The sequence below is a fragment of the Pseudomonas sp. B13(2017) genome (assembly GCF_002113245.1).
Lineage (GTDB): Bacteria > Pseudomonadota > Gammaproteobacteria > Pseudomonadales > Pseudomonadaceae > Aquipseudomonas > Aquipseudomonas putida_Z.
Window position 1 is genome coordinate 537,687 of the sequence record NZ_NEJX01000001.1, and the last position, 25,566, is coordinate 563,252.

The window sequence follows — 25,566 nt, forward strand, 5'->3', positions numbered from 1 at the left end:
GGCTGGCCGGGTTGTAGCTATCTTGTAGTTATACTACATGGACGCCAACCCGCCCAGTTAAACGAACGTGGAGAGTGGTGGTTTGACTATTCCTTGCGACATTCTGGTCTTCGGCGGCACCGGCGATCTGGCCCTGCACAAACTGCTTCCGGCGCTCTACCACCTGTTTCGCGAGGCCCGTCTTAACAACGCCGTGCGCATCATCGCGCTGGCACGACGCAACTTGCCACGTAACGATTATCTCAAGCTCGCCGAGCGCCATTGCCGGGCACAAATTGCCCGCAACGACTTCGACGAAGAGGTCTGGCAGCGGTTTTCCGCGCGGGTCGACTATTTCGCCATGGATGCTTCGCAAAGCGCCGACTTCGGCCGCCTGGCGCGCTACCTGGGCGAACCCGGCGGCTTGACGCGCATCTTCTACCTGGCCACCGCCCCCAACCTGTTCGTGCCAATTGCCAAGCACCTGCATAACGCCGGCCTGGCCGACGCCGAAGCGCGCATCGTGCTGGAAAAGCCGATCGGCCACTCGCTGGAATCGGCTACCGCCATCAACGAAGCGATTGGCGCAGTGCTGGAGGAAAACCAGGTATTTCGCATCGACCACTACCTGGGCAAGGAAACCGTGCAGAACCTGATGGCCCTGCGTTTTGCCAACGCCCTGCTGGAGCCGGTGTGGCGCAACAACCAGGTCGACCACGTGCAGATCAGCGTTTGCGAGACCCTGGGTGTAGAGAATCGCGGCGCCTACTACGACCGCGCCGGGGCGACCCGCGACATGTTGCAGAACCACCTGCTACAGCTGCTATGCCTGGTGGCCATGGAGCCCCCCGCGCAGTTCGAGGCCGAAGCGGTGCGTGACGAGAAGGTGAAGATCTTGCGGGCCCTCAAGCCCATCACTGGCCAGGACGTGCAGGACAAGACCGTACGCGGCCAGTACGGCGCCGGGCGCATCGGCGGCCAGGAAGTGCCGGCCTATTACTTCGAAAAGGACGTCGACAACGACAGCGACACCGAAACCTTCATCGCCATCGAGGCGCACATCGACAATTGGCGCTGGGCGGGCGTGCCCTTCTACCTGCGGACCGGCAAGCGCATGGCACGGCGCTCATCGCAGATCGTCATCCAGTTCAAGCCGGTGCCCCACGAGCTTTTCAATGGCGGCCAGGTCAACCAGCTGCTGATCCAGCTGCAACCGGACGAACGCATCAGCCTGCGCATGATGACCAAGAGCCCGGGCAAGGGCATGCGCCTGGAACCTGTGGACCTGGACCTGAACCTGGCCCAGGTGTTCAGCCAGACCCGCCGCTGGGACGCCTACGAGCGCCTGCTGCTGGATGTGCTGGAGGGCGACTCGACGCTGTTCATGCGCCGCGATGAAGTGGAAGCGGCCTGGGCCTGGATCGACCCGATCATCAAGGGCTGTGAAGAGCACTTCCAGGCACCGCGACCGTACCCGGCAGGCAGTAACGGGCCGGAGCAAGCCAACAGCCTGCTGGCCAGGCACGGCAGGCACTGGCATAGCTGAAGCACTGCCCTGCTCCCGTGGCAGGCAAAAGGGCAGAAAGTAGCCCCAGCGCGCTGGCGCTACTTTCAACCCGAGACAGGAGCAGACAATGGCTACTATCACCAACCTCGTTGCAATCAACGACATCGCCCACGGCAAGCAGGTTTTCAGGGTTCATGGCACCGTTACGGTCGCCTCTCCGGCCATCGAACCGGTGCTGGTCGAACCCAAGCTGCGCCACCGGGGTGGCTGGGAAGTGCTGGAGCTTCAACTGCTGGATAGCGGCGCAATCACCCCGCAGGTGCTGACCGAAAAAACCGTGGTTTTCGAACGTGCAGGCGGCACTGGCTGGAAAACCGTGGAGATCATCCATGCCGACGGTTCGCAGCGCTGCGAAATTCGCACCATCGAGGCGATTGACTGAACCGCTGCCTGCCAGGCCGCCCGAGCGGTGGCCTGGCACCTGCCATCGGCTCGATGAACGGGCATGCGGCAGGTGAATATTTATACAGTGGAGGTTTGCCCCATTTCCTGCCGCGCCCTAGAATGGCCCGATGCGCACAGACGACCTCTCCCTCCTGCTGAATTCCCTCAACGATGCCCAACGCCAGGCCGTAGCGGCCACGCTCGGGCGTCAACTGGTGCTTGCTGGCGCCGGTTCCGGTAAAACCCGCGTGCTGGTGCACCGCATTGCCTGGCTGATCCAGGTGGAGCAGGCATCGCCGCACTCGATCCTGTCGGTGACCTTCACCAACAAGGCCGCGGCAGAAATGCGCCAGCGGATCGAGCAACTGCTGGGCATCAACCCGGCGGGCATGTGGGTCGGCACCTTCCACGGCCTGGCCCACCGCTTGCTGCGGGCCCACTGGCAGGAAGCACGGCTGGTGCAGAACTTCCAGATCCTCGACAGCGACGACCAGCAGCGCCTGATCAAGCGGGTGATGCGCGAGCTTGGCCTGGACGAGCAGAAATGGCCGGCACGCCAGGCCCAGTGGTTCATCAACGGGCAGAAGGACGAAGGCCTGCGACCACAGCATATCCAGGCCGGGGGCGACCTGTTCCTGTCGACCATGCGCGACGTCTATACCGCCTATGAGCAGGCCTGCGAGCGCGCCGGGGTCATCGACTTCTCCGAGCTGCTGCTGCGCGCCCTGGACCTGTGGCGCGACCACCCGGGCCTGCTGGAGCACTACCAGCGGCGCTTCCGCCACGTGCTGGTGGACGAGTTCCAGGATACCAACGCCGTGCAGTACGCCTGGCTGCGCCTGCTGGCGCGCGGCGGTGACAGCCTGATGGCGGTGGGCGATGACGACCAGTCGATCTACGGCTGGCGCGGTGCCAAGATCGAGAACATTCACCAGTACACTGCCGACTTCCCCGACGCCGAGATGATCCGCCTGGAGCAGAACTACCGCTCCACTGGCGGCATCCTCAAGGCAGCGAACGCGCTGATCGCCAACAACAGCGGGCGCCTGGGCAAGGAACTGTGGACCGACATGGGCGAAGGCGAACCGCTGACCCTGTACGCGGCCTACAACGAGCACGACGAAGCGCGCTACGTGGTGGAAACCATCCAGAGCCTGGTCAAGCAGGGCAATGCGCGCAACGAGATCGCCATTCTGTACCGCTCCAACGCCCAGTCGCGGGTGCTGGAAGAAGCCCTGCTGCGCGAACGCATCCCCTACCGCATCTACGGTGGCCAGCGCTTCTTCGAGCGCGCCGAAATCAAGAACGCCATGGCTTACCTGCGGCTGATCGAAGGCCGTGGCAACGATGCAGCCCTGGAGCGGGTGATCAACGTGCCGCCACGTGGCATTGGCGAAAAAACCGTCGAAGCCATCCGCGAGCACGCCCGCCACAGTCAGCTGTCGATGTGGGAGGCCATGTGCCAGCTGCTCGCCGCCAAAGCCCTGAAAGGCCGCGCCGCCAGTGCCCTGGGTGCGTTCATCGAGCTGATCGAGGGCTTGGCGGCCAAGGTCGTGGACATGCCACTGCATACCATGACCCAGACCACCATCGAGCAGTCCGGGCTGATCATCTATCACCAGGAAGAAAAGGGTGAGAAGGGCCAGGCACGGGTGGAAAACCTTGAGGAACTGGTCAGCGCAGCGCGCAACTTCGAGTCCACCGAAGAAGACGCCGACCTCTCGCCACTCTCGGCATTCCTCGGCCACGCCTCGCTCGAGGCAGGCGATGCCCAGGCCGACGAGCATGAAGACAGCGTCCAGCTGATGACCTTGCACAGCGCCAAGGGCCTGGAGTTCCCGTATGTGTTCCTGGTGGGCATGGAAGAAGGCCTGTTCCCGCACAAGATGAGCCTGGAAGAGCCCGGCCGCCTGGAAGAGGAACGCCGCCTGGCTTATGTGGGCATCACCCGCGCCATGCGCCAGCTGGTCATGACCTACGCCGAAACGCGTCGCCTGTATGGCAGCGAGACCTACAACAAGGTGTCACGTTTCGTACGCGAAATTCCGGCAGGCCTGGTTCAGGAAGTGCGCCTGTCCAACAGCGTCAGCCGCCCGTTCGGCGGGGCCAAGACGGCCACGAACAGCAACCTGTTCGCCAATGCCAGCATTCCGCAGACCGCGTTCAACCTGGGCCAGCGTGTGCAACATGCGGTGTTTGGCGAGGGTGTGATCCTCAACTTCGAAGGCTCCGGCGCCCAGGCGCGGGTGCAGGTGAATTTTGCCGAAGGCAGCAAGTGGCTGATGCTGGGGTATGCCAAGCTCGAGGCCATCTAAAAGCCTGCACCGGCGCTGGTGGAGGCTTGCTCAAAGTTTTCAAAGCCTGCGCAATACCTGTGGGAGCGGGCATGCCCGCGAAGCCGGCAACTCAGTGTATGGCACCGGCTTCGCCGGTGTTCGCGGGCATGCCCGCTCCTACAGGTATTGCGCCAGCATTCCGAGGGCAGGTCGTGCCGGGTTTGTAACATTCAGGCAAAAGCTCGAAACATTATGTCGCTGGTCATGTGCCCGGGAACCTGTGCACCATGACGCGCGTGCAATCCACAACAGGGGATATCCCACTTATGCAACGTTTTCTTAGCATCGCTCTGGCGCTCTGCGTCGGCCTGACGCTGAGCCTGGACGCCAACGCCAAGCGTTTTGGCGGCGGCAAGAGCTCGGGCTCCGCGCCTATTCACCAGACCCGCCAGGCCACGCCAACCACGCCTGCCGCCGCGCCGACCGCACCTGGCCGTGCCGCTCCGGCCGCCAGCGGTGCTTCGCGCTGGTTGGGCCCTCTGGCCGGCCTCGCCGCCGGTGGCCTGCTGGCTTCCATGTTCATGGGCGACGGTTTCGAAGGCTTCCAGATCATGGACTTCCTGATCGTGGCGCTCATCGCCTTCCTGGTGTTCCGCTTCATCGCCGCGCGCCGCCGCCAGCAGCAGCCGCAAATGGCCATGCCGGGCCATGCGCCGATGCAGCGTGAAGCTCACGCGCAGCCTGCCCAGCCGTCGATCTTCGGTGGTTCGGCCGCACCTGCTGCCGCAGCCGCCCCGGTGATCAACGCCCCGGCCTGGTTCAACGAGCAGAACTTCCTGGCTGCTGCCCGTAACCACTTCCAGGCGCTGCAGCAGCACTGGGACGCCAACGAGATGGACAAGATCGCCGAGTTCGTCACCCCGCAGATGCTCGAGTTCCTCAAGCGCGAGCGCGCCGAACTGGGTGATGGCTTCCAGTCCACCTACATCGACAACCTCGAGGTACAGCTGGACGGTGTCGACGACCGCGCCGACCGTACCGACGCCACCCTGACCTTCCGTGGCGTGTCGAAGAACTCGCGCTTCGACCAGGGTGAAGTGTTCAGCGAAAGCTGGCACATGGTCCGCGCCCAGGGCGAAAACCAGCCTTGGCTGGTGGCCGGTATCCGTCAAAACGGCTAACCGCTGCGTGCTGCACAAAAAACCCCGGGCCTGTCCCGGGGTTTTTGCTTTTGCCAGAGTGGCCTACTAGGGTATAACGCGCAGCGTTGTCATCTAGGTCAGAGGAAGTGAACCGTGGAAGAAGTGATCGAACAACTCCGTGAAGCCAATCAGCCGGTACCGGTGCCTCTTGAGCTTCCCGACGAGGACCAGTTGGTCGAAATCGAGGAAGAGCTGTTCATCAACATTCCTTTCGTGTTCAAAGAGTTCCTGCTGACCGTCAGTGACGTGGTGTATGGCTCACTGGAGCCAGTGACCGTTACCGACCCACAGTCGCATACCTACCTGCCAGAAGTCGCCGCCAACGCCTGGGATGCCGGCGTACCACGTGACCTGATTCCACTGTGCCAGGACGGCGACAACTACTACTGCGTCGAAGAGGATGGCACCGTGGTGCTGTGGGATGCCGAAGAGGAAATCGTCGGTGAAGACAGCTGGGAATCGGTGTGGCACTGGGCGCGGGATGTCTGGCTGGAGAGCTGATCTCTATTCCATTGCCCAGGCCGTTCTCATAGAACTGCACATGACTGATTGATTTAGCAGGGTCTCTGTGGGAGCGGGCGCGCCCGCGAACACCGGCGCAGCCGGTGCCAACCCCGCGCTGAATTCTTCGCGGGCACGCCCGCTCCCACAGGGGCCGCGTCGCGCTTACGAATTGAGCTCTGGGGTCTGAGACAGGAAAGATATGGCCCAGTGCCATCAATGTAGTTAAAATCGCCAGGCTTTCTGCGCCTGGCGACATCGCTACCGCTCCATCCCCTCGGACGACGGTGAAATCTTGCGCAGGGAGCATTGCCCCCTTCAGTGCGTATTCTCGCGGCTGTTCTCCAGCGTCTCCAGCAAGGCAATCTGCATGCGCGTATGCACGCGGATAAACCAGCGCCACAGCAAGGCCACCACCACCGCAGCCACCACGGCAATCACCAGCAGCAGCTCGCTGGTGGGCAGAATGCTCGCCGACAGCGCCGACAGCAGCAGAAAAATCACCAGCAGCGACAACAGCGGGATCACCTCGGCAATCACACGGCGTACGCGCTGGGTATGCCGCCCGGCCATTTCCGGTTTCACCCCCATCTCCGCCAGCAGCATCGACAGTGCCTTGAGCTTGCGATAGGCAGCAATCAGGAACGGCAGCGACAGCAACAACGCTGCCCCCCAGATCAGCGCTTTCTGTTGGCTGGCATCGCTGACCCACTCGCTGAGCCAGTTGCCGATCCGCCCGGCGAAATAGCCACCACTGAAGAAGATGGCGATCACCAGCGCCAGGTTCACCCCAACCTGCAACAGGATGCGCCGGATCATCGCCGCGAGCATGGCGCCCTCGCCCTGCGGCTGGATACTGCGCAACCATTCGCCATACAACGACAGCACCCGCGCCAGGCGGCTGGGCACCACCTTGCCCAGCTTGAGCGACAGCGGGTCGGCGGCACGGATCAGGTAGGGTGTCAGCAGCGTGGTGATTGCCGATACCGCCACAGCCACCGGGTAGAGGAAGTCGCTGGTCACCTGCAGGGTCATGCCCAGCGCGGCGATGATGAAGGAAAACTCGCCAATCTGCGAAAGCCCCATGCCCACCCGCAGCGATGTGCGCCCGTCATTTCCGGCAATGAACGCGCCCATGCCACACGACAACATCTTGCCCAACACCACCGCAAGGGTAATGACCACGATCGGCCAGGCGTAGTCGATCAGCACCTGGGGGTCGATCATCAGGCCGATGGCGACGAAGAAGATGGCGCTGAACAGGTCGCGTACCGGTTCGATCAGGCTCTCGATTTTCAGCAACTGGCGCGATTCGGCCATGATCGCGCCAATCAGGAAGGCGCCAAGCACCATGCTGTACTCGAGCTTCACCACCAGCAGGCAGAAGCCGAAGCACAGGCCCAATACGGTTATCAGCAGCATCTCGTTGCTTTCGAACCTGGCCACGTAGGCCAGCAGGCGCGGCACCAGCAGGATGCCGATGACCAGCGCAACGATCATGAACAGCGACAGCTTGCCGACAGTGGAGAACACCTCGCCCGAGCTGACCGTGCCGCTGACGGCGATGCCCGACAGCAGGGCGATGATGCCGATACCGAGGATGTCCTCGACGATCAGCACGCCGAATATCAGCTGGGCGAAACGCTCGTTCTTCATCTTCAGGTCGTTGAGCGCCTTGACGATGATGGTGGTCGAGGAAATCGCCAGGATGGCGCCGAGGAACAGCGAATCCATGGTGTTCCAGCCGAACCAGCGGCCGATCTCGAAGCCGATCCAGATCATCAGCACGATTTCCAGGAACGCCGCGATGAACGCCGTGGCGCCTACCTTGAACAGCTTGCGCAGGCTGAATTCGAGCCCCAGGCAGAACATCAGGAAGATCACCCCCAGCTCGGCGAGGGTCTTGATGGTGTCTTCGTCGTGGATCAGGCCGAACGGTGGGGTGTGCGGGCCGATGATGAAGCCGGCGACGATGTAGCCCAGCACCACAGGCTGCTTGAGGCGGTGAAAGAGAATGGTGACCACGCCAGCCACCAGCATGATGACTGCCAGGTCCTGGATGAAGCTGATGGCATGCATGGCGTGATACTCCTTTTCTCGTCCGTTGCTGGATGCCTGGGCAAACCGCTCCTCTGCCAAGGCAACCCCGAGCGAGCAGCAAGTACATACTGTTTTGAATGCAGGAAAAGCCCATGTTGCATGGGGTGTAGTCAGGTTAACATCGCACCCCGCCGCAAAAAGGCGGTGCAATATGCAGAAACAGATCGGCTGGAAAAGCGCCGCTGATGGCATGATCGGCGTGACGATGGAGCGTCAGCCAACGTCCCGTACCAGGAAGGCAAATTCAAAAGAGGGGAACAGAAGTGTCTGCAGATAATGCCCCCCATTCGCCCGATTCAGCGCAACCTCACCGTGAGCACACTATGGAACCTGGAAACGCCCAGCTGAGCATGACCGTCCTGATGACCCCGGACATGGCCAACTTTTCTGGCAACGTACATGGCGGCACCCTGCTCAAGTACCTCGACGAAGTGGCCTATGCGTGCGCCAGCCGCTATGCCGGCAGCTATGTAGTCACCCTGTCGGTCGACCAGGTGATCTTCCGTGAGCCGGTGCACGTGGGTGAACTTGTGACCTTCCTGGCGTCGGTCAACTACACCGGCAACACCTCGATGGAGGTGGGCATCAAGGTGGTGACCGAGAACATCCGCGAGCGCTCGGTGCGCCATTCCAACAGCTGCTTCTTCACCATGGTCGCGGTCGACGACAACCGTCGCCCGGTGCAGGTACCGCCGCGCCAGCCGCAAAGCAGTGAAGAAAAGCGCCGCTTCCTGCAGGGCCAGCAGCGCCGACAGATCCGCCAGGAGCTGGAAAAGCGCTACCAGGACCTGAAAACCGACGCGATTTAAAGCGCCAGCAGCTGTGCCTCGAAGCGCACCCTCGGGTGCGCAATGCGGTCCTGGGCCCGCACCAGCTGCAGTTCATAGCTGGAGCAGGCCTGGGTTTCGAGCAGCACTTCGTGTACGGCCGCAGCGGTGAATTCGAACGCCTGCACCCAGCTGTCGCCGAGCAGAACGCGGGCCAGGAACAGGCCTGAAGTCAGGTCCCCCACCCCTACCGGCTGCCGCGGGAACGCCAGCAGCGGGCGGCGCAGGTGCCAGCTTTGCTCGGCGGTCACCAGCAGCATCTCGAACTGGTCCTCGGCGCGCCCGGGGTAGGCCAGGTGCTTGACCAGCACCACCTGCGGCCCGCGCTGCAACAGGCTGCGCGCCATGTTCACGCAGTCCTCCAGCGACTGCGCTCGGCGGCCACAGAAGCTGTCCAGTTCCAGCTGGTTGGGGCACAGGATGTCAGCCCTGGCAGCCGCCTCGTCGAGCAGGAACTCGCTGACTTCCGCTGGCACGATGCAGCCCTTCTCAGGGTGCCCCATGACCGGGTCGCAAAGGTACAAAGCCTTTGGGTTGACTGCCTTGATCCGCTCGACGCCGGCCAGAATCGCCCGACCTTGTTCGGCGCTGCCCAGGTAACCGGACAGCACCGCGTCGCAATGGCCCAACTCGCCGATGTTGGAAATGCCTTCCACCAACGCAGGAATTTGCGCGGGGGCAAGCACTTCACCCGCCCACTGGCCATACTGTGTGTGATTGGAGAACTGCACGGTATTGAGCGGCCACACATTGACCCCGATACGCTGCATGGGAAACACCGCAGCGCTGTTGCCGGCGTGGCCGAACACCACGTGGGACTGGATGGCGAGCAGGTGCGGGGTACGTTTCATGCGGGAGGTTTCCAAAGCTGTTTCAGGGATTGTGCGCAACGCAGTATGAACTCGATTGCCACCTGTACGACAGGCCAGGGACGCAGTTAAGCTGGATCGACCTGTTTGGAGCATACGCAAATGTTGACCCTGGAAAACCTCTTCGTCCTGATGCTGGTCGCCACGGCAGGCGCCTGGTTGTGGCATAACCACGGGTTGCGCGAGAAAGCCCTGGAACGGGTCAAACAGCATTGCGCCAAGCTCGACCTCGAACTGCTCGACGACGCGGTCGCTCTCAAGCGTATCGCCTTTGTCCGTGACGCCAACGGCCGCAAGCGCCTGGCGCGCGTCTACGCATTCGAGTTCACCGTCACGGGCGAACAGCGCCACCCCGGTACCGTGACCCAGTTCGGCGCCCACAGCGTGCAGATTGAACTGGCGCCCTACCCGTTCGAGATCAAGACCCCACCGCGCACCGACAATGTCATCGAGATGCAGCAGTGGCGCCAGGAGCACAACCGCTGGCGCAACTGATCAGCTGACACGACATTCGCTCAACCCGGCCTGCAGCGCGGATTGCGATTGCGGCTGGTCGAAAATCAGCTCGATACGCGTATCCCTGCGCCAGTCGCTGGGCTGCCAGGCGGGCATGTCCCCATTCAGGCCATTGAATGATTGCCAGCCCTCCACGCTGTGGATAACCCCCTTCGCGCGCCGCCACGGCCAAGCCCGCAAGAACGCCTGCAGCCGCTGTGGATAAAACTGCTGGCCAGGGTGCCAGCGCCAGCCGATGCTCCAACCTCCCTTCCCCTGCTGGGCAAGACAGATAGGCTGCCCGGGATCTGCCCATAGCGCTGCCGGTGGATTTACAAGATTGTCGACAATCCTGTTATCCACAACCGAGCTGTCGACAATGCCATTGGTTACAGCTGGAAGGTCCGACAAGGGCAGCCTACCTTGGACGGTCCAGAAGATTTTCTTTCCATAAAATTTATTAATTATCAACAACTTAGTTCTTTCATCCACAGCCTCTGATTTGTTCAAGACAACGCTCTCAGCAGCATCGAACGCCTGCTGTTGAGCCTCCGGAAGCTGCTCGTTCCGGACCATCGACTGCGCGTCCACGACTATCAGCAATGGCTGTATTGTCAGCACTTCAGCCCAAGGGGCTTTTTGCAACTGAGCGAGCAACTGCAAGGGATGACCCAGCCCGGACGGCTCGATGAACAGCCGGTCAGGGCGGGATTTGCGCAGCAGTCGGCCCAGGCCCACCTGGAACGGCATGCCATTGACGCAGCACAGGCAGCCACCTGCGACCTCGCCGATGGCGATGCCGTCTTCGTCACGGCTGAGCAAGGCCGCATCCAGGCCTACCAGGCCGAATTCGTTGATCAATACCGCCCAGCGCTCGTTGGCTGGGCGCTGGGCCAGCAGGTGACGGATCAGGGTGGTCTTGCCGGCACCCAGCGGGCCGGCAATCACGTGGGCGGGAATGTTCTGCAGCATGGGGCGGCTTCGGGCGATGGTGATGCCTCACTATGCGCTGTCAGGCCAGCCAGTCAAGGCTGAGCAGCAGGCGCCCCAGCTGCCCCGAGGGCGAGCGGTGCACCAGACCCGCGCCTTCGTTGCCCTGCCACTTCTCACCTTTGAGCACAGCCACATCGCCAGCTTGCAGGTGCTGAACGTTATCCACAGGCAGTATTGCTGTGTGTAAGTTGCCACGAGGGCTCGCGTCCTCTTTCAACCACTCGCTACCTGGGCCTGCGTAGGTAGTGAGCAGACGCAGCGGAACGTTATCCACATGGAAGCGCGGGCACATGGGGCCTGTCAGTACCCGCAGGCGCAAACCTACCCGCTGCGCACCCACCAGGCAGGTATAGGCCGCCATCAGCCAGGCCACATCCGCCACGAATGCCTCATAGCCGTGCAAGTCGGCCGCTTCGCGCAAGAGTTCGGTGAATACCGGCAGGTGCTGCTCGTCCACATCGATGACGCGCTGGTCTGCCAAGGGCTGGCCGAGGCTGACCACCAGCGCGGCAAAGTCCTCCAGTTGTGGCGGCAAGCGTCGGCGCCATACCGCCAGGTTCACGCCATCCTGCAGCACATCGGTCAGCACCTGCGGTGTCTCGCCAAATACCTGGAAAATATCCACAGGCTTGCGTGCAGGGTTCATGCTGCGGTCTCCTCATGCCATGGACCGAACGGATCGGGCAGGCGCAACCAGCCCATGTGCCCCAATTCCATTTCCTGATCGGTCAAAAGGCATGCATCGAGTGCTGTGGATAATTTTTCGAAGTCAATATTCTGCCCGATGAACACCAGTTCCTGGCGGCAGTCACCGCTCTCGGCAACCCAGTTCTTCAAGATCGCGGCGGTGTTATCCACATCCTGTGGCCACTGCTCGCGCGGCACGAAACGCCACCAGCGGCCCGCCAGGCCATGGCGAATCATGCCGCCTGCCTGCGACCAACTGCCGGCCTCCTGGTATTTGCTGGCCAACCAGAAAAAGCCTTTCGAACGCAGCAGTCGGCCATTGCTCCAGGGCGTGTGGATAAAGTCGAAAAAGCGCTGTGGATGAAGGGGGCGCCGGGCCTGCCAGGTGGTGGCGGCAATGCCGTACTCTTCGGTTTCCGGCACATGCTCCCCGCGCAACTCTTGCAGCCAGCCCGGTGCCTGGGCAGCCTGGTCGAAGTCGAACAGGCCGGTGTCGAGGATACGTTCCAGCGGTACCTGGCCCATGACGATGGGCACGATCTGCGCCCGGGCATTGAGGCTGCGCAGAATGGCTATAAGCTCTTCGCGTTCGTGCTGGCTGATCAGGTCGATCTTGCTCAGCAACAGTACATCGGCGAACTCGACCTGCTCGATCAGCAAGTCACTGATCGAGCGCTCGTCCTCCTCACCCACGGTTTCGCCACGGCTGGCCAGGCTGTCTGCTGCCTGGTAATCACGCAGGAAGTTCAGGCCATCGACCACAGTGACCATGGTGTCCAGGCGCGCCATGTCGGACAGGCTACGGCCCTGTTCGTCGCGGAAGGTGAAGGTCTCGGCCACCGGCAGTGGCTCCGAGATCCCCGTGGACTCGATCAGCAAATAATCGAAACGCCCTTCTTCGGCCAGCCGCGCCACCTCCTCGAGCAGGTCTTCACGCAGCGTGCAGCAGATGCAGCCATTGCTCATCTCCACCAGCTTCTCCTCGGCACGGTTGAGGCTTACGTTGCGCTGCACCTCGCTGGCATCGATGTTGATTTCGCTCATGTCATTGACGATGACCGCAACCCGCAGGTTGTCGCGGTTACGCAGCACATGGTTGAGCAAGGTGCTCTTGCCGGCGCCAAGGAAGCCGGACAGCACGGTGACAGGGAGACGGTTGGACATGGCGAAACCTCTTCAGGCGAGCGCATTCGAAACGATGCATTGCACAATGTTATAAAGTAACAATACAATTTCGCCAAGCCGTTCGTGACGAACGAGTGCCCCCGGGAGGATAAATGAACCCGCCAAGTGCCAGGTGCCCTTCCCGGCATTGCAGCTTGATCGGTGGTGGCCGCTGATCTTCCTTTTGTTTGGAATACCAGATGACTCAGCTCAAGCTCCCCGACATTGCCGCACAAACCCATGAATACGCCTTGCCTTTGAACTGGGTGGGTATGTGCGGGATCGCCCAACCTGTGCAGTTCGAGGGGCGCACAGCAGCAGCCACTGTCGATGCCGGCGTTAGCCTGGTAGACGGCAGCGCACGCGGTATCCATATGTCACGGCTTTATCTCGCCCTGGAATCGTTGGAGCACCAGCCCCTGACGCCGCTCACCATCCACCAGCTGCTGGCTGACTTCCTCAGCAGCCACGAAGGCCTTTCCTCCGCAGCCTATCTGCGTTTGCGCTTCGAGCATCTGCTAAAAAGGCCTGCATTAATCAGCCCGCTGGAGGGTTGGAAAAGCTATGCCGTCACAGTCGATGCAAGGATCGAAAATGAAATGTTCCACGTGGAACTATCCGTTTCCGTCCCTTACTCCTCGACCTGCCCATGCTCGGCTGCACTTGCACGGCAGCTGATTCAGCAGCAGTTCCAGGCGCATTTCAGCGCCGAGCAGGTCGACAAATCTGCAGTCTTACAGTGGCTTGGCAGCGCCGAAGGCATCGTAGCGACGCCCCATAGCCAACGTAGTAGCGCGCAAATCCAGGTAAGACTGCGCAGCAATCAGCAGGTTCTGCCAATCACCGAGTTGATCGACCGCATAGAAGCAAGCCTGGGGACAGCGGTGCAGACCGCAGTGAAGCGCGCAGACGAACAAGCCTTTGCCTTGGCCAACGGCCAGAACCTGATGTTCTGCGAAGACGCCGCACGACGCCTGCACAAGGCGCTACGGCAAATGGAATGGAGCACGGCCTTCAAGCTGCGCGTGGAACATGCAGAAAGCCTGCATGCCCACGATGCTGTCGCGACCAGCCAGTGGCAATGGGATGTCAGCTGCGCGGCTTGACCGAGCCGCAGTCATTGCCCAACCACACGGCACGGGTGTTCATGCTGCCTTGCTGCTGTACACCCGAGGCGTTGAACGTACCGTTGACCTGGGTGGTGAATTCCCGGTCACTGAGGAAAGTCGCCTGGCCGCTGCCCTGCGCTTTGGGGCAGCTGAACTGAAATTTCCACACATTGCCGGTGCGGTCGGTGATCTTCTGGGTACACCCTGACTTCGGGTCCTGCAGTGGGATATCGTTGGTTGCCACCTGTTCTGGCGTCAGGCAAGAGCGCACCCCCTTACCCCCAACAGTCACTCCCTGCTTGGCCAGCACCCCTTCCATCATCGCGCGCTGCTCTGGCGGCAGGTTCTTCAACTGGCCGAGCATGAACTCCATGTCGGGTAACGGCTTGCCATCGACCTGCATGTTGCTGGTGGTCAGCTCCCACAAACCTGGCTGTAGCATCTGAGCATGCACCAGCGGGCTGCTCACACCTAGGGCCAACGCCAACAGTGGCAGACGAATCTTCATGGACGAACGCTCCTGGAAAAAGCCGGCCAAGCGGGCCGGGCTGAGCCTTAGACGCCAAATCCACCTGCAGGTTGCAAGGCGGACCGGGAACGTGTTCTGTTACTCAAGTGTACTCGGCAAGCAGGATGCATATGGACTACCACAGCCCCTACTTCTTCGGTTACCTACTCGGCCTGGTTCACCTGCTGGGTATCGTCGCCGCACTGCACGCACTATTCACCGTGCGCACTGCCCAGGGCGCAATCGCCTGGGCCATGCCGTTGTTCTTCATCCCCTACCTCACCCTGATCCCTTACCTGATCTTCGGTGCGCGCTCGTTCTATGCCTACATCAAGGCCCGGCGCCAGGCCAACCAGGAAATGCATGTGGCCATGGCCAACCTCAACTGGCGGCCTTGGGTAGAAGAAGCCCTTACCGCCCGTGAGTCGGAAAGCTATGCGGCGTTGCGCGCCATGCCCAAGCTCGGGCGCATGCCCTGCCTTGCCAATAACGAGGTGAAGCTGCTGATCGATGGCAAGGCAACATTCGATGCAATATTCGCCGCCATCGAAAAAGCCCGCGACGTGGTGTTGGTGCAGTTCTTCATCATCCATGACGACAACCTTGGCAAAGCGCTGCAGCAACTGCTGCTGCGCAAGGCCGCCGAGGGGGTGCGGGTGTTCGTGCTGTATGACCGTGTCGGCAGCCATGCCTTGCCGGCAAGCTACAGCCAGTTGCTGCGCGACGGTGGTGTACAGATTCATGCCTTCGCAACCCGTCGTGGCTGGTTCAACCGCTTCCAGGTGAACTTCCGTAACCACCGCAAGATCGTGGTGGTGGATGGCTTGCTCGGTTTCATCGGCGGGCACAACGTGGGCGATGAGTACCTCGGTGGCCACCCGCAGCTCTCACCCTGGCGCGACACCCATGTGCAGATCAGCGGGCCAGTGCTGGCCTGCCTGCAGGAATCGTTCGCCGAGGACTGGTACTGGGCCACGCGCCAGCTACCGCCGTTGATTCTGCCGGATACCTACCCGGACAACGGCGTGCTGTGCCAAGCCTTGGCCAGCGGCCCGGCCGACCCACAGGAAACCTGCTCGCTGTTCTTCCTTGAGGCGATCCATTCAGCCACCCGGCGGGTGTGGATCACCAGCCCGTACTTCATCCCCGACGAGGCGGTGTTCGCCGCGTTGCGTTTGGCGGTACTGCGTGGGGTCGATGTGCGAGTGCTGATTCCGTCACGCCCAGACCATCGCATCGTCTATGCAGCCTCCAGCCTTTTTGCCTTCGAAGCGGTACGTGCGGGTGTGCGCATGTTCCGCTACCAACCGGGCTTCCTGCATCAGAAGGTGGTGCTGGTGGATGACGATGTCAGCGCGATCGGCAGTGCCAACCTGGACAACCGCTCGTTCCGCCTGAACTTCGAAATCACCCTGCTGACGGTCGACCGCGGCTTCGCTGACCAGGTCGAGAACATGCTGAACAATGACTTTGAACAGGCACGGGAAATTACTGCGGAGGACAGCCGGGATACTCATCGGCTGCAGCAACTGGGGATGCGGATTGCGCGGCTGATTTCGCCGATTCTCTGATGCGCCTGCGCCCGTTGCAGGGTATCGCGGACCTTGTGGGAGCGGGTTTACCCGCGAAGACGTCAGTGGCTGTACCGACGCATTCGCGGGTAAACCCGCTCCCACAGGGCATGGTGTCGCGCTTGCGTGCTTTGGAGCAATTCAGCGATACAGGTCTTCACGCGTCCAAGGCAGGTCATGGTGCCCATCGGCGTACGGCTTCACGGCCAGAATCTGATGCAGGTTGATCCAGCCCTTCTCGAAGGCATAGGCACACCCGGCCAGGTACAGACGCCAGATGCGCAAGGTCTTCTCGGGCACCAGCGCCGCCGCCTTGTGCAGCTGGTTCTCCAGGTTCTCGCTCCAGTGGTGCAAGGTCTTGGCGTAGTGCAAACGCAGGCTTTCCACGTCTACCACCTCCAGGCCCGCTTCACAGATGCTGGCACTGATCATCGACAGGTGCGGCAGCTCGCCATGGGGGAAGACGTAGCGATCGATGAACTCGCCAGCGCCACGCCCGACCGGGCGGCCATCGACATGCTTGGCGGTGATACCGTGATTCATCACCAGCCCCCCTTCCCTCACGGCACCGAACAGCTTCTGGCTATACAGCGCCAGGTTGGCATGCCCCACATGCTCGAACATGCCAACGCTGACAACCTTGTCGAAGCGGCCATCCTGAGGCAGGTCGCGGTAGTCGAGAATCTGCAGGTCGACCTTGTCGGCCAACCCCTCTGCCTTCACCCGCTCGCGACCGAGCTTGAGTTGCTCCTTGCTCAAGGTGATACCAAACACCTTGGCGCCATATTCACGAGCAGCGAAACGCGCCAGCCCGCCCCATCCGCAGCCGACGTCGAGCAGGTACTCTCCTGCATCCAGGCGCAGCTTGCGGCACAGATGATCGAATTTGTCCTGCTGTGCCTGATCCAGGGTGTTGTCCGGCTCGCGGAAGTAGGCGCACGAGTAGGCCATGTCCTGATCCAGCCATAGCTGGTAGAACGCGTTGGAAACATCGTAATGGTAGGAAATGGCTTCGGCGTCGGTGCTCTTGTCATGGGCCCGACGCTCCGGTGGAGCGTCGTCCTCATCGGTCAGTAGCGCTTCGCTCAGCTCATCGCATACGCGGATGGCTTCACCAATATCGCCCTCCAGCTCCAGCTTGCCTTCGACGAAAGCTGTGCCCAGCTGGTCCATGCTCGGGTGGCTCAACTGGCTGATCAGCTGTGGCTCCTTGACCAGGATAGTGACCTGCGGGCTAGGCCCCAGATCGAACTGGTTACCGTCCCACAGTTTCAGCCGCAGCGGCAGATGCAGGCTCTGCAGTGCCGGTGGAAGTTGCGCAAGCATGAACGACCCTCCTGTCCGTATTTGGCCACGACGCCTGATATTTCGAACGTCGCCGGATCAGAGTAGTTCATTCGTGGGATGTTTCCTCTAAACGAGACCATGGTCTAGAACCAACTGATCTTATCCACGCAGCAGATTGTATACAATTTTTGCATCTCAGCTTAACCTTGTGCCCCTCTTGCGCTTCTTCATCCTGGAGTTGAACCCATGAAATCCTATGACGTGGTGATCATCGGCGGTGGCCCTGGCGGCTACAACGCAGCCATCCGCGCCGGCCAGCTGGGCCTGAGCGTAGCCTGCGTGGAAGGCCGCTCGACCTTGGGCGGCACCTGCCTGAACGTGGGCTGCATGCCCTCCAAGGCGTTGCTGCATGCTTCCGAGCTGTACGAAGCCGCCAGTGGTGACGAGTTCGCCCACCTCGGTATCGAAGTCAAACCTACCCTCAACCTCGCTCAGATGATGAAACAGAAGGACGAGAGCGTGACCGGCCTGACCAAGGGCATCGAGTACCTGTTCCGCAAGAACAAGGTCGACTGGATCAAGGGCTGGGGCCGCCTGGATGGCGTCGGCAAGGTCGTGGTCAAGGCTGAGGACGGTAGCGAAACCGCACTGCAGGCCAAGGACATTGTCATTGCCACCGGCTCCGAACCTACGCCCCTGCCGGGCGTGACCATCGACAACCAGCGCATCATCGACTCGACTGGCGCGCTGTCGCTGCCACAGGTGCCCAAGCACCTGGTCGTCATCGGCGCCGGCGTGATCGGCCTTGAGCTGGGTTCGGTATGGCGCCGCCTGGGCAGCCAGGTCACGGTCATCGAATACCTCGACCGCATCTGCCCGGGCACCGACGAAGAAACCGCCAAGACCCTGCAGAAGGCCCTGGCCAAGCAAGGCATGGCGTTCAAGCTGGGCAGCAAGGTGACCCAGGCCAGCGCCAGCGCCGAAGGCGTGAACCTGACCCTGGAGCCGGCCGCCGGTGGCACCGCAGAAACGCTGCAAGCTGACTATGTACTGGTCGCCATCGGCCGACGCCCCTATACCAAAGGGCTCAACCTGGAAAGCGTGGGCTTGGAAACCGACAAGCGCGGCATGCTCGGCAACGACCACCACCGCACTTCCGTGCCGGGTATCTGGGTGATTGGCGACGTCACCTCCGGCCCGATGCTGGCGCACAAAGCCGAAGACGAAGCGGTGGCCTGCATCGAACGCATCGCCGGCAAGCCCCACGAGGTCAACTACAACCTTATCCCTGGCGTGATCTACACCCGCCCGGAGCTGGCCACCGTGGGCAAGACCGAAGAGCAGCTCAAGGCCGAAGGGCGTGCCTATAAAGTCGGCAAGTTCCCGTTCACGGCCAACAGCCGGGCCAAGATCAACCACGAGACCGAAGGCTTCGCCAAGGTCATCGCCGATGCCGAGACCGACGAAGTGCTGGGTGTACACCTGGTAGGCCCAAGTGTCAGCGAGATGATCGGTGAGTTCTGCGTGGCCATGGAGTTCTCGGCCTCGGCGGAAGACATCGCCCTGACCTGCCACCCCCACCCGACCCGCTCCGAGGCCTTGCGCCAGGCAGCGATGAATGTGGACGGGATGGCGATGCAGATTTGATGTGAGATAGCCGGGGAGCTGCTTTGCAGCCCATCGCGACACAAGGCCGCTCCTACAGGAAATTGCGTTCTCCTGTAGGAGCGGCCTTGTGTCGCGATGGGGCGCAAAGCGCCCCTGGCTTCTGGCTTACTCGACCGTAACCGACTTGGCCAGGTTACGCGGCTGGTCCACGTCGGTGCCCTTGAGCACGGCCACGTAGTAAGACAGCAGCTGCAGCGGGATGGTGTACAGGATCGGCGCCAGGGCGTCGGCGATGTGCGGCACCTTGATCACGTGGGTACCTTCACCATTGGTCATGCCGGCCTGCTCGTCGGCAAACACTACCAGCTCGCCACCACGGGCGCGTACTTCCTGCAGGTTGGACTTCAGCTTCTCCAGCAGTTCGTTGTTCGGCGCAACGGTTACCACCGGCATGTCGCTATCCACCAGCGCCAGCGGGCCGTGCTTCAGCTCGCCTGCCGGGTAGGCTTCGGCGTGGATGTAGGAGATTTCCTTGAGCTTGAGCGCACCTTCCATCGCCACCGGGTACTGCGCACCACGGCCGAGGAACAGGGTGTGGTGCTTGTCGGCGAACAGCTCGGCGATTTTCTCGACGGTGGCGTCCATGGCCAGGGCTTCGCCCAGGCGGGCCGGCAGGCGGCGCAGCTCTTCAACCAGCTCGGCTTCGACGCCGGCTTCCAAGGTACCGCGCACCTGGCCCAGAGCCAGAGTCAGCAGCATCAGCGAAACCAGCTGGGTGGTGAAAGCCTTGGTCGAAGCCACGCCGATTTCCGGGCCGGCCAGGGTCAACAGGGTCAGGTCCGACTCACGCACCAGCGAGCTGATACCGACGTTGCAGATCGCCAGGCTGCCGAGGAAGCCCAGCTCCTTGGCGTTGCGCAGTGCGGCAAGGGTGTCGGCGGTTTCGCCAGACTGCGAGATGGAGACGAACAGGGTGTCCGGCTGCACTACCACCTTGCGGTAACGGAACTCGCTGGCCACTTCGACCTGGCACGGGATCCCGGCCAGGCTTTCCAGCCAGTAACGGGCGACCATGCCGGCGTGGTAGCTGGTACCGCAGGCAACGATCTGCACGTTGCGCACCTTGGCGAACAGTTCGGCAGCCTGCGGGCCGAAGGCCTGGACCATCACGTTGTCCTTGCCCAGGCGACCTTCCAGGGTGCGCTGCACCACGCTTGGCTGCTCGTGGATTTCCTTGAGCATGAAGTGGCGGTAGGTGCCTTTGTCGGCAGCTTCGGCACCTTCGTGGTACTGCACGGTTTCGCGCTGGACCTTGTGGCCATCCTGGTCCCAGATGGAGACCTGGTCACGGCGGATTTCAGCAATGTCGCCTTCTTCCAGGTACATGAAGCGGTCGGTGACCTGGCGCAGGGCCAGCTGGTCGGACGCCAGGAAGTTCTCGCCCAGGCCCAGGCCGATGACCAGCGGGCTGCCACTGCGTGCGGCTACCAGGCGGTCAGGCTGCTTGGCACTGATCAGCGCCAGGCCGTAAGCACCATGCAGGCGCTTCACCGCAGCCTTCAGGGCATCGGTCAAGTCCGGAACGCTCTTCAGGGTGTGGTGGATCAGGTGGACGATGACTTCGGTATCGGTCTGCGAAGTGAAGACATAGCCAAGGCCCTTCAGCTCTTCGCGCAGTTCTTCGTGGTTCTCGATGATGCCGTTGTGCACCACGGCCACTTCATTGCCCGAGAAGTGCGGGTGGGCGTTGCCCTCGGTCGGCGCACCGTGGGTGGCCCAGCGAGTGTGGGCGATGCCCAGCTGGCCGGCCAGTGGCTCGGCGGCAACAGCGGCTTCCAGTTCACTGACCTTGCCGATACGGCGACGGCGCTGCAGTTCACCGTTCTGGGTGAGGACGGCCAGGCCGGCGCTGTCGTACCCGCGGTACTCAAGACGCTTGAGGCCTTCGATCAGGATGGCTGTGATGTTGCGCTCGGCGACGGCACCAACGATTCCACACATGGTTTATTGCTCCTGGCTGATCGCGGCGCAGATCAGGTTGATGCCGCGGGCTTGAATTTGTTCGCGTGCCGCTGCGGGCAGGCGTTCGTCGGTAATAAGGGTGTGCACGCTGCCCCAGGGCAGCTCGAGGTTGGGGATCTTGCGCCCTACCTTGTCCGATTCGACCATCACGATCACTTCACGGGCGACTTCGGCCATGACCCGGCTCAGCCCGAGAAGTTCGTTGAAGGTGGTGGTACCACGACCGAGGTCGATGCCGTCGGCGCCAATGAACAGCTGGTCGAAATCGTAGGAGCGCAACACCTGCTCGGCCACCTGGCCCTGGAACGACTCCGAATGCGGGTCCCAGGTGCCACCGGTCATCAGCAGCACCGGCTCGTGTTCGAGGTCGCAGATGGCGCGGGCCACGTTCATCGAATTGGTCATCACCACCAGGCCAGGATGGCGCCCCAGTTCGGGGATCATGGCTGCCGTGGTGCTGCCGCTGTCGATGATGATGCGCGCATGTTCGCGGATACGTGCCACGGCGGCGCGGGCGATGGCCTTTTTATAGGAAGACACCGGCTGGGCAGGTTCACCAAGCAGCTCTTGTGGCACCGGGACCGCGCCACCGTAGCGCCGTAGCAACAGGCCGTTGGTTTCGAGGGCAGCGAGGTCCTTGCGGATGGTGACTTCCGAGGTAGCGAAACGCTTGGCCAACGCGTCCACACTCACCTCGCCCTGCTCGCTGAGCAAAGCCAGGATGTTGTGCCGCCGCTGCGGGGTGTTTCGTTTCGACATGAGCGCTTAAGTTTCGATTCGAAAGATAATGGTGGCAATCAAAACCTAAGATGAGCGATTCGTCAAGGTGTCACTGCCTGTGGATAGTTTCTTCCGGCAATCGCCATGCCCTTGTGGGAGCGGCCTTGTGTCGCGAAAGGGCCGCAAAGCGGCCCCAATGATTTCACAGGTAACGCGAATATTGCCGGGGCTGCTTCGCAGCCCTTTCGCGACACAAGGCCGCTCCCACAAGTAACACCAAACGACCAAGAAAAAAGCCGACTTATTCACATAAGTCGGCTTTCGATCGAAACAGCTGTGTATAACTCAGCTCTTCTTGATCTTCTCCGGCCGCTTCCAACCCGAGATGTTGCGCTGACGGGCACGAGCCACCGCCAGGTCGCCTGCCTCCACGGTCTGGGTGATGGTCGATCCGGCAGCAGTGGTCGCACCAGCCTTGATTTCCACAGGCGCTACCAACGAGTTGTTCGAGCCGATGAACACGTCCTCGCCCATCACGGTCTTGAACTTGTTGGCGCCATCGTAGTTGCAGGTGATGGTGCCGGCGCCGATGTTGGTGCGTGCACCGATTTCGGCATCGCCCAGGTAAGTCAGGTGACCGGCCTTGGCGCCTTCCCCGAGGTGGGCGTTTTTCAGTTCGACGAAGTTACCCACATGGGCCTTGGCATCCAGCACACTGCCCGGGCGCAGGCGGGCGAACGGGCCGGCATCGCTGCCCTCGCCCATCACGGCGCCTTCGAGGTGGCTGTTGGCCTTGACCACTGCGCCTTTGCGCAGGGTGGTGTTCTTGATCACGCAGTTAGGGCCGATCTGCACATCGTCCTCGATGACCACCTTGCCTTCGAGAATCACGTTGATGTCGATCAGCACATCACGGCCAACGGTCACTTCACCGCGGACATCGAAGCGCGCCGGGTCGCGCAGGGTCACACCCTGGGCCATCAGGCGACGGCCTTCGCGCAACTGGTAGTGGCGCTCCAGCTCGGACAGCTGGCGACGGTCGTTGGCGCCCTGCACTTCCATCGGGTCGTGCGGCTGTTCGGTAGCCACCACCAGGCCATCGGCCACAGCCATGGCGATGACGTCGGTCAGGTAATACTCGCCCTGAGCGTTGTTGTTCGACAGACGGCCCATCCAGTCGGCCAGGCGCGCGGCTGGCAGGGCCAGAATACCGGTGTTGCCTTCCTTGATCGCTTTCTGCGCATCGTTGGCGTCCTTGTGCTCAACGATGGCGGTCACCTTGCCCTGCTCGTCACGCACGATGCGGCCATAGCCGGTCGGGTCGTCCAGCGTCACCGTGAGCAGGCCCAGCTGCTGCTCGTTGGCCTTGGCCAGCAGACGCTGCAGGGTTTCCACTTCGATCAACGGCACATCACCGTACAGCACCAGCACGGTTTCGGCGGTCAAGGCCGGTAGTGCCTGGGCAACCGCATGGCCGGTACCCAGCTGCTTGTCCTGCATGACAAAGTTCAGGTCGTCGGCGGCCAGGCGCTCGCGAACCAACTCGGCACCATGGCCAATGACCACATGAATACCTTGCGGCTGCAGCTGGCGCGCGCTGTGGATAACATGGCCAAGCATGGAGTTGCCGGCTACCGGGTGCAGCACCTTGGGCAGCGCCGAGCGCATGCGGGTGCCTTGGCCGGCGGCGAGAATAACGATATCGAGTGACATTACTGGCTACCAATCCTGGGTGGTCAGTGAAATGACCGGGGGGAGAAATCAGAAAAAGAAAAAGGGTAGCCGAGGCTACCCTTTTACTCAATCGCAACAGAAGTTATCAGCCGAGGGCCGATTACTTGCCTCTGCGCATTTGCTGGACGGTACGCAGCTGAGCTGCTGCCTCGGCCAGACGTGCGGCGGCGGCGCCGTAGTCGAAGTCCGCGCCTTTCAGATTCAGGGCGTTCTCGGCAGCCTTGAGGGCTTCCTGAGCCTGAGCTTCATCCAGGTCTGCAGCACGTTGCACGGTATCGGCAAGCACCTTGACCATGTTCGGCTGAACCTCGAGGAAACCACCAGAGATGTAGAACACCTCTTGGGCGCCACCCTGCTTGGTCAGCGTGATCGGACCAGGCTTGAGATTGGTGATCAGCGGCGCGTGGCCCGGAGCGATACCAAGATCACCTAGGTTACCGTGCGCAACTACCATCTCGACCAGGCCGGAGAAGATCTCTCCTTCCGCGCTGACGATATCGCAATGGACTGTCATAGCCATCTGCTTGCCTCAACCTGATAGCGCCCCTTGCGGGGCGCAGGAATTACAGTTTCTTGGCTTTCTCGATCGCTTCGTCGATGCTGCCGACCATGTAGAACGCTTGTTCTGGCAGGTGGTCGTAGTCACCTTTGAGGATGCCGCTGAAGCCAGCGATGGTGTCTTTCAGGGAAACGTACTTGCCTGGCGAACCGGTGAAGACTTCGGCCACGAAGAACGGCTGCGACAGGAAGCGCTGGATCTTACGAGCGCGGGCTACCAGTTGCTTGTCGGCTTCGGACAGTTCGTCCATACCCAGGATCGCGATGATGTCCTTCAGCTCTTTGTAGCGCTGCAGAACATACTGAACGCCACGAGCGGTCTCGTAGTGCTCGTTGCCGATCACGTTCGGGTCCAGCTGGCGCGAAGTCGAGTCCAGTGGGTCGACCGCTGGGTAGATACCCAGGGAGGCGATGTCACGGGACAGAACGACGGTGGCGTCCAAGTGGGCGAAGGTGGTCGCTGGCGACGGGTCGGTCAAGTCGTCCGCAGGTACGTATACGGCCTGAACGGAGGTGATCGAACCTTCCTTGGTGGAGGTGATACGCTCTTGCAGAACGCCCATCTCTTCAGCCAGGGTCGGCTGGTAACCTACTGCCGAAGGCATACGGCCCAGCAGTGCGGATACTTCGGTACCGGCCAGGGTGTAACGATAGATGTTGTCGACGAACAGCAGAACGTCGTTACCTTCGTCACGGAACTTCTCGGCCATGGTCAGGCCGGTCAGCGCTACGCGCAGACGGTTTCCTGGTGGCTCGTTCATCTGACCGTAGACCAGCGCTACCTTGTCGAGAACGTTGGAGTCCTTCATCTCGTGGTAGAAGTCGTTACCCTCACGAGTACGCTCACCCACACCAGCGAACACGGAGTAACCGCTGTGTTCCATGGCGATGTTACGGATCAGTTCCATCATGTTTACGGTCTTGCCGACACCGGCACCACCGAACAGACCAACCTTACCACCCTTGGCGAACGGGCAAACCAGGTCGATAACCTTGATGCCGGTTTCCAGCAGGTCGTTGCCGCCTGCCTGGTCAGCGAACGAAGGCGCTGGCTGGTGGATACCGCGACGCTCTTCTTCGCCGATCGGGCCGGCCTCGTCGATCGGGTTGCCCAGTACGTCCATGATACGGCCCAGGGTGGCCTTACCAACAGGAACGGAAATGGCAGCGCCGGAGTCAACGACTTCCAGACCGCGCTTCAGGCCTTCGGTCGAGCCCATCGCAATGGTACGAACCACGCCGTCGCCCAGCTGCTGCTGAACTTCCAGGGTGGTTTCCGCGCCTTGTACTTTCAGCGCGTTGTAAACACTCGGCACGACGTCACGTGGGAATTCCACGTCGATGACGGCGCCGATGATTTGAACGATACGTCCGCTACTCATAGCTGGATCCTCTGAATATTTGA

At 61.6% G+C, this 25,566-nt stretch carries 22 protein-coding genes; 10 read left to right on the top strand and 12 right to left on the bottom strand.

The window, feature by feature from the left end:
• The first annotated feature begins 82 nt into the window (after positions 1 to 82).
• The 5 genes from zwf to CAG44_RS02470 all read left to right on the top strand — a co-directional run bounded on the left by zwf (position 83) and on the right by CAG44_RS02470 (position 5,909).
• The gene (zwf, locus tag CAG44_RS02445) at positions 83 to 1,525 is read left to right on the top strand and encodes a glucose-6-phosphate dehydrogenase (protein WP_085588862.1); all 1,443 of its coding nucleotides are present in this window, start codon (positions 83 to 85) and stop codon (positions 1,523 to 1,525) included.
• Between the two features lie 88 nt (positions 1,526 to 1,613).
• Positions 1,614 to 1,928, top strand: coding sequence for a hypothetical protein (locus CAG44_RS02450; RefSeq protein ID WP_085588863.1), 315 nt, complete (start codon positions 1,614 to 1,616; stop codon positions 1,926 to 1,928).
• Positions 1,929 to 2,058: 130 nt separating this feature from the next.
• Positions 2,059 to 4,245, top strand: coding sequence for a DNA helicase II (gene uvrD / locus CAG44_RS02455; RefSeq protein ID WP_085691527.1), 2,187 nt, complete (start codon positions 2,059 to 2,061; stop codon positions 4,243 to 4,245).
• Positions 4,246 to 4,532: 287 nt separating this feature from the next.
• Complete coding sequence (locus CAG44_RS02465) at positions 4,533 to 5,387, top strand: Tim44 domain-containing protein (protein WP_013974842.1); 855 nt, start codon at positions 4,533 to 4,535, stop codon at positions 5,385 to 5,387.
• A gap of 114 nt (positions 5,388 to 5,501) precedes the next feature.
• Positions 5,502 to 5,909, top strand: coding sequence for an SMI1/KNR4 family protein (locus CAG44_RS02470; protein ID WP_085691528.1), 408 nt, complete (start codon positions 5,502 to 5,504; stop codon positions 5,907 to 5,909).
• 318 nt (positions 5,910 to 6,227) lie between these two features.
• On the opposite strand, the gene CAG44_RS02475 is transcribed toward CAG44_RS02470, so the two are convergent.
• Complete coding sequence (locus tag CAG44_RS02475) at positions 6,228 to 7,988, bottom strand: cation:proton antiporter (protein ID WP_085691529.1); 1,761 nt, start codon at positions 7,986 to 7,988, stop codon at positions 6,228 to 6,230.
• 344 nt (positions 7,989 to 8,332) lie between these two features.
• On the opposite strand from CAG44_RS02475, the gene CAG44_RS02480 reads away from it, so the two are divergent.
• On the top strand, positions 8,333 to 8,818 hold the full coding sequence (locus CAG44_RS02480; RefSeq protein ID WP_003260046.1) for an acyl-CoA thioesterase: 486 nt from the start codon (positions 8,333 to 8,335) through the stop codon (positions 8,816 to 8,818).
• On the opposite strand, the gene pdxY is transcribed toward CAG44_RS02480, so the two are convergent.
• Positions 8,815 to 9,687: a pyridoxal kinase PdxY gene (pdxY, locus tag CAG44_RS02485; protein WP_085664245.1), complete on the bottom strand. Its 873-nt coding sequence runs from the start codon at positions 9,685 to 9,687 to the stop codon at positions 8,815 to 8,817. The two genes, CAG44_RS02480 and pdxY, sit on opposite strands and share 4 nt — an antisense overlap.
• Positions 9,688 to 9,807: 120 nt before the next feature.
• Here pdxY and CAG44_RS02490 point away from each other — a divergent pair, with 120 nt between their 5' ends.
• Positions 9,808 to 10,200, top strand: coding sequence for a DUF3301 domain-containing protein (locus CAG44_RS02490; protein ID WP_015272369.1), 393 nt, complete (start codon positions 9,808 to 9,810; stop codon positions 10,198 to 10,200).
• On the opposite strand, the gene CAG44_RS02495 is transcribed toward CAG44_RS02490, so the two are convergent.
• From CAG44_RS02495 to zigA, 3 genes are read right to left on the bottom strand one after another with little or no spacing between them, the layout of a single operon-like run.
• The gene (locus tag CAG44_RS02495; RefSeq protein WP_085691530.1) at positions 10,201 to 11,172 is read right to left on the bottom strand and encodes a GTP-binding protein; all 972 of its coding nucleotides are present in this window, start codon (positions 11,170 to 11,172) and stop codon (positions 10,201 to 10,203) included. It abuts the gene before it with no gap.
• Between the two features lie 40 nt (positions 11,173 to 11,212).
• Positions 11,213 to 11,839, bottom strand: coding sequence for a DUF1826 domain-containing protein (locus CAG44_RS02500; RefSeq protein WP_085691531.1), 627 nt, complete (start codon positions 11,837 to 11,839; stop codon positions 11,213 to 11,215).
• A complete protein-coding gene (gene zigA / locus CAG44_RS02505) occupies positions 11,836 to 13,044 on the bottom strand; it encodes a zinc metallochaperone GTPase ZigA (protein WP_085588870.1) in 1,209 nt (402 codons plus the stop codon). The genes CAG44_RS02500 and zigA overlap by 4 nt, the downstream gene beginning before the upstream one ends.
• 200 nt (positions 13,045 to 13,244) lie before the next feature.
• On the opposite strand from zigA, the gene folE2 reads away from it, so the two are divergent.
• Positions 13,245 to 14,150 carry a GTP cyclohydrolase FolE2 gene (gene folE2 / locus CAG44_RS02510; RefSeq protein WP_085691532.1) on the top strand — a complete coding sequence of 302 codons (906 nt, stop codon included), beginning with the start codon at positions 13,245 to 13,247 and terminating at the stop codon, positions 14,148 to 14,150.
• Here the strand turns inward: folE2 and CAG44_RS02515 are convergent.
• Positions 14,134 to 14,661: a DUF3617 domain-containing protein gene (locus CAG44_RS02515; RefSeq protein WP_015272374.1), complete on the bottom strand. Its 528-nt coding sequence runs from the start codon at positions 14,659 to 14,661 to the stop codon at positions 14,134 to 14,136. The two genes, folE2 and CAG44_RS02515, sit on opposite strands and share 17 nt — an antisense overlap.
• A 131-nt stretch (positions 14,662 to 14,792) precedes the next feature.
• Between CAG44_RS02515 and cls the strand changes: the two genes are divergently transcribed.
• Complete coding sequence (gene cls / locus CAG44_RS02520; protein WP_085588871.1) at positions 14,793 to 16,232, top strand: cardiolipin synthase; 1,440 nt, start codon at positions 14,793 to 14,795, stop codon at positions 16,230 to 16,232.
• Positions 16,233 to 16,373: 141 nt separating this feature from the next.
• Here cls and cfaB read toward each other — a convergent pair whose 3' ends face one another.
• The gene (cfaB, locus tag CAG44_RS02525; protein WP_085691533.1) at positions 16,374 to 17,558 is read right to left on the bottom strand and encodes a C17 cyclopropane fatty acid synthase CfaB; all 1,185 of its coding nucleotides are present in this window, start codon (positions 17,556 to 17,558) and stop codon (positions 16,374 to 16,376) included.
• A 207-nt stretch (positions 17,559 to 17,765) separates the two neighbouring features.
• On the opposite strand from cfaB, the gene lpdA reads away from it, so the two are divergent.
• Positions 17,766 to 19,166 (top strand): dihydrolipoyl dehydrogenase, encoded by a 1,401-nt coding sequence (gene lpdA / locus CAG44_RS02530; protein ID WP_085691534.1) that lies wholly within the window; start codon positions 17,766 to 17,768, stop codon positions 19,164 to 19,166.
• A gap of 126 nt (positions 19,167 to 19,292) precedes the next feature.
• Here lpdA and glmS read toward each other — a convergent pair whose 3' ends face one another.
• The 5 genes from glmS to atpD all read right to left on the bottom strand — a co-directional run bounded on the left by glmS (position 19,293) and on the right by atpD (position 25,543).
• Complete coding sequence (gene glmS, locus CAG44_RS02535; protein WP_075046819.1) at positions 19,293 to 21,128, bottom strand: glutamine--fructose-6-phosphate transaminase (isomerizing); 1,836 nt, start codon at positions 21,126 to 21,128, stop codon at positions 19,293 to 19,295.
• Between the two features lie 3 nt (positions 21,129 to 21,131).
• Positions 21,132 to 21,908, bottom strand: coding sequence for a DeoR/GlpR family DNA-binding transcription regulator (locus tag CAG44_RS02540; protein WP_015268400.1), 777 nt, complete (start codon positions 21,906 to 21,908; stop codon positions 21,132 to 21,134).
• Between the two features lie 306 nt (positions 21,909 to 22,214).
• Positions 22,215 to 23,582, bottom strand: a complete 1,368-nt coding sequence (glmU, locus tag CAG44_RS02545) for a bifunctional UDP-N-acetylglucosamine diphosphorylase/glucosamine-1-phosphate N-acetyltransferase GlmU (protein WP_061550207.1) — start codon at positions 23,580 to 23,582, stop codon at positions 22,215 to 22,217.
• A gap of 121 nt (positions 23,583 to 23,703) precedes the next feature.
• Positions 23,704 to 24,123 (bottom strand): F0F1 ATP synthase subunit epsilon, encoded by a 420-nt coding sequence (locus CAG44_RS02550; RefSeq protein WP_003260039.1) that lies wholly within the window; start codon positions 24,121 to 24,123, stop codon positions 23,704 to 23,706.
• A 43-nt stretch (positions 24,124 to 24,166) separates the two neighbouring features.
• Positions 24,167 to 25,543, bottom strand: a complete 1,377-nt coding sequence (gene atpD / locus CAG44_RS02555; RefSeq protein ID WP_013974904.1) for a F0F1 ATP synthase subunit beta — start codon at positions 25,541 to 25,543, stop codon at positions 24,167 to 24,169.
• Positions 25,544 to 25,566: the final 23 nt, after the last annotated feature.

What these genes read in the sequence shown, in the direction of transcription:
- uvrD (WP_085691527.1), top strand. Translation starts at nt 2,059, where the DNA reads ATGCGCACAGACGACCTCTCCCTCCTGCTGAATTCCCTCAACGATGCC.
- CAG44_RS02500 (WP_085691531.1), bottom strand. Translation starts at nt 11,839, where the DNA reads ATGAACCCTGCACGCAAGCCTGTGGATATTTTCCAGGTATTTGGCGAG.
- CAG44_RS02450 (WP_085588863.1), top strand. Translation starts at nt 1,614, where the DNA reads ATGGCTACTATCACCAACCTCGTTGCAATCAACGACATCGCCCACGGC.
- CAG44_RS02550 (WP_003260039.1), bottom strand. Translation starts at nt 24,123, where the DNA reads ATGGCTATGACAGTCCATTGCGATATCGTCAGCGCGGAAGGAGAGATC.
- CAG44_RS02475 (WP_085691529.1), bottom strand. Translation starts at nt 7,988, where the DNA reads ATGCATGCCATCAGCTTCATCCAGGACCTGGCAGTCATCATGCTGGTG.
- CAG44_RS02490 (WP_015272369.1), top strand. Translation starts at nt 9,808, where the DNA reads ATGTTGACCCTGGAAAACCTCTTCGTCCTGATGCTGGTCGCCACGGCA.
- glmS (WP_075046819.1), bottom strand. Translation starts at nt 21,128, where the DNA reads ATGTGTGGAATCGTTGGTGCCGTCGCCGAGCGCAACATCACAGCCATC.
- lpdA (WP_085691534.1), top strand. Translation starts at nt 17,766, where the DNA reads ATGAAATCCTATGACGTGGTGATCATCGGCGGTGGCCCTGGCGGCTAC.
- CAG44_RS02465 (WP_013974842.1), top strand. Translation starts at nt 4,533, where the DNA reads ATGCAACGTTTTCTTAGCATCGCTCTGGCGCTCTGCGTCGGCCTGACG.
- folE2 (WP_085691532.1), top strand. Translation starts at nt 13,245, where the DNA reads ATGACTCAGCTCAAGCTCCCCGACATTGCCGCACAAACCCATGAATAC.
- CAG44_RS02480 (WP_003260046.1), top strand. Translation starts at nt 8,333, where the DNA reads ATGGAACCTGGAAACGCCCAGCTGAGCATGACCGTCCTGATGACCCCG.
- CAG44_RS02515 (WP_015272374.1), bottom strand. Translation starts at nt 14,661, where the DNA reads ATGAAGATTCGTCTGCCACTGTTGGCGTTGGCCCTAGGTGTGAGCAGC.
- glmU (WP_061550207.1), bottom strand. Translation starts at nt 23,582, where the DNA reads ATGTCACTCGATATCGTTATTCTCGCCGCCGGCCAAGGCACCCGCATG.
- CAG44_RS02495 (WP_085691530.1), bottom strand. Translation starts at nt 11,172, where the DNA reads ATGCTGCAGAACATTCCCGCCCACGTGATTGCCGGCCCGCTGGGTGCC.
- atpD (WP_013974904.1), bottom strand. Translation starts at nt 25,543, where the DNA reads ATGAGTAGCGGACGTATCGTTCAAATCATCGGCGCCGTCATCGACGTG.
- CAG44_RS02540 (WP_015268400.1), bottom strand. Translation starts at nt 21,908, where the DNA reads ATGTCGAAACGAAACACCCCGCAGCGGCGGCACAACATCCTGGCTTTG.
- cls (WP_085588871.1), top strand. Translation starts at nt 14,793, where the DNA reads ATGGACTACCACAGCCCCTACTTCTTCGGTTACCTACTCGGCCTGGTT.
- zigA (WP_085588870.1), bottom strand. Translation starts at nt 13,044, where the DNA reads ATGTCCAACCGTCTCCCTGTCACCGTGCTGTCCGGCTTCCTTGGCGCC.
- cfaB (WP_085691533.1), bottom strand. Translation starts at nt 17,558, where the DNA reads ATGCTTGCGCAACTTCCACCGGCACTGCAGAGCCTGCATCTGCCGCTG.
- pdxY (WP_085664245.1), bottom strand. Translation starts at nt 9,687, where the DNA reads ATGAAACGTACCCCGCACCTGCTCGCCATCCAGTCCCACGTGGTGTTC.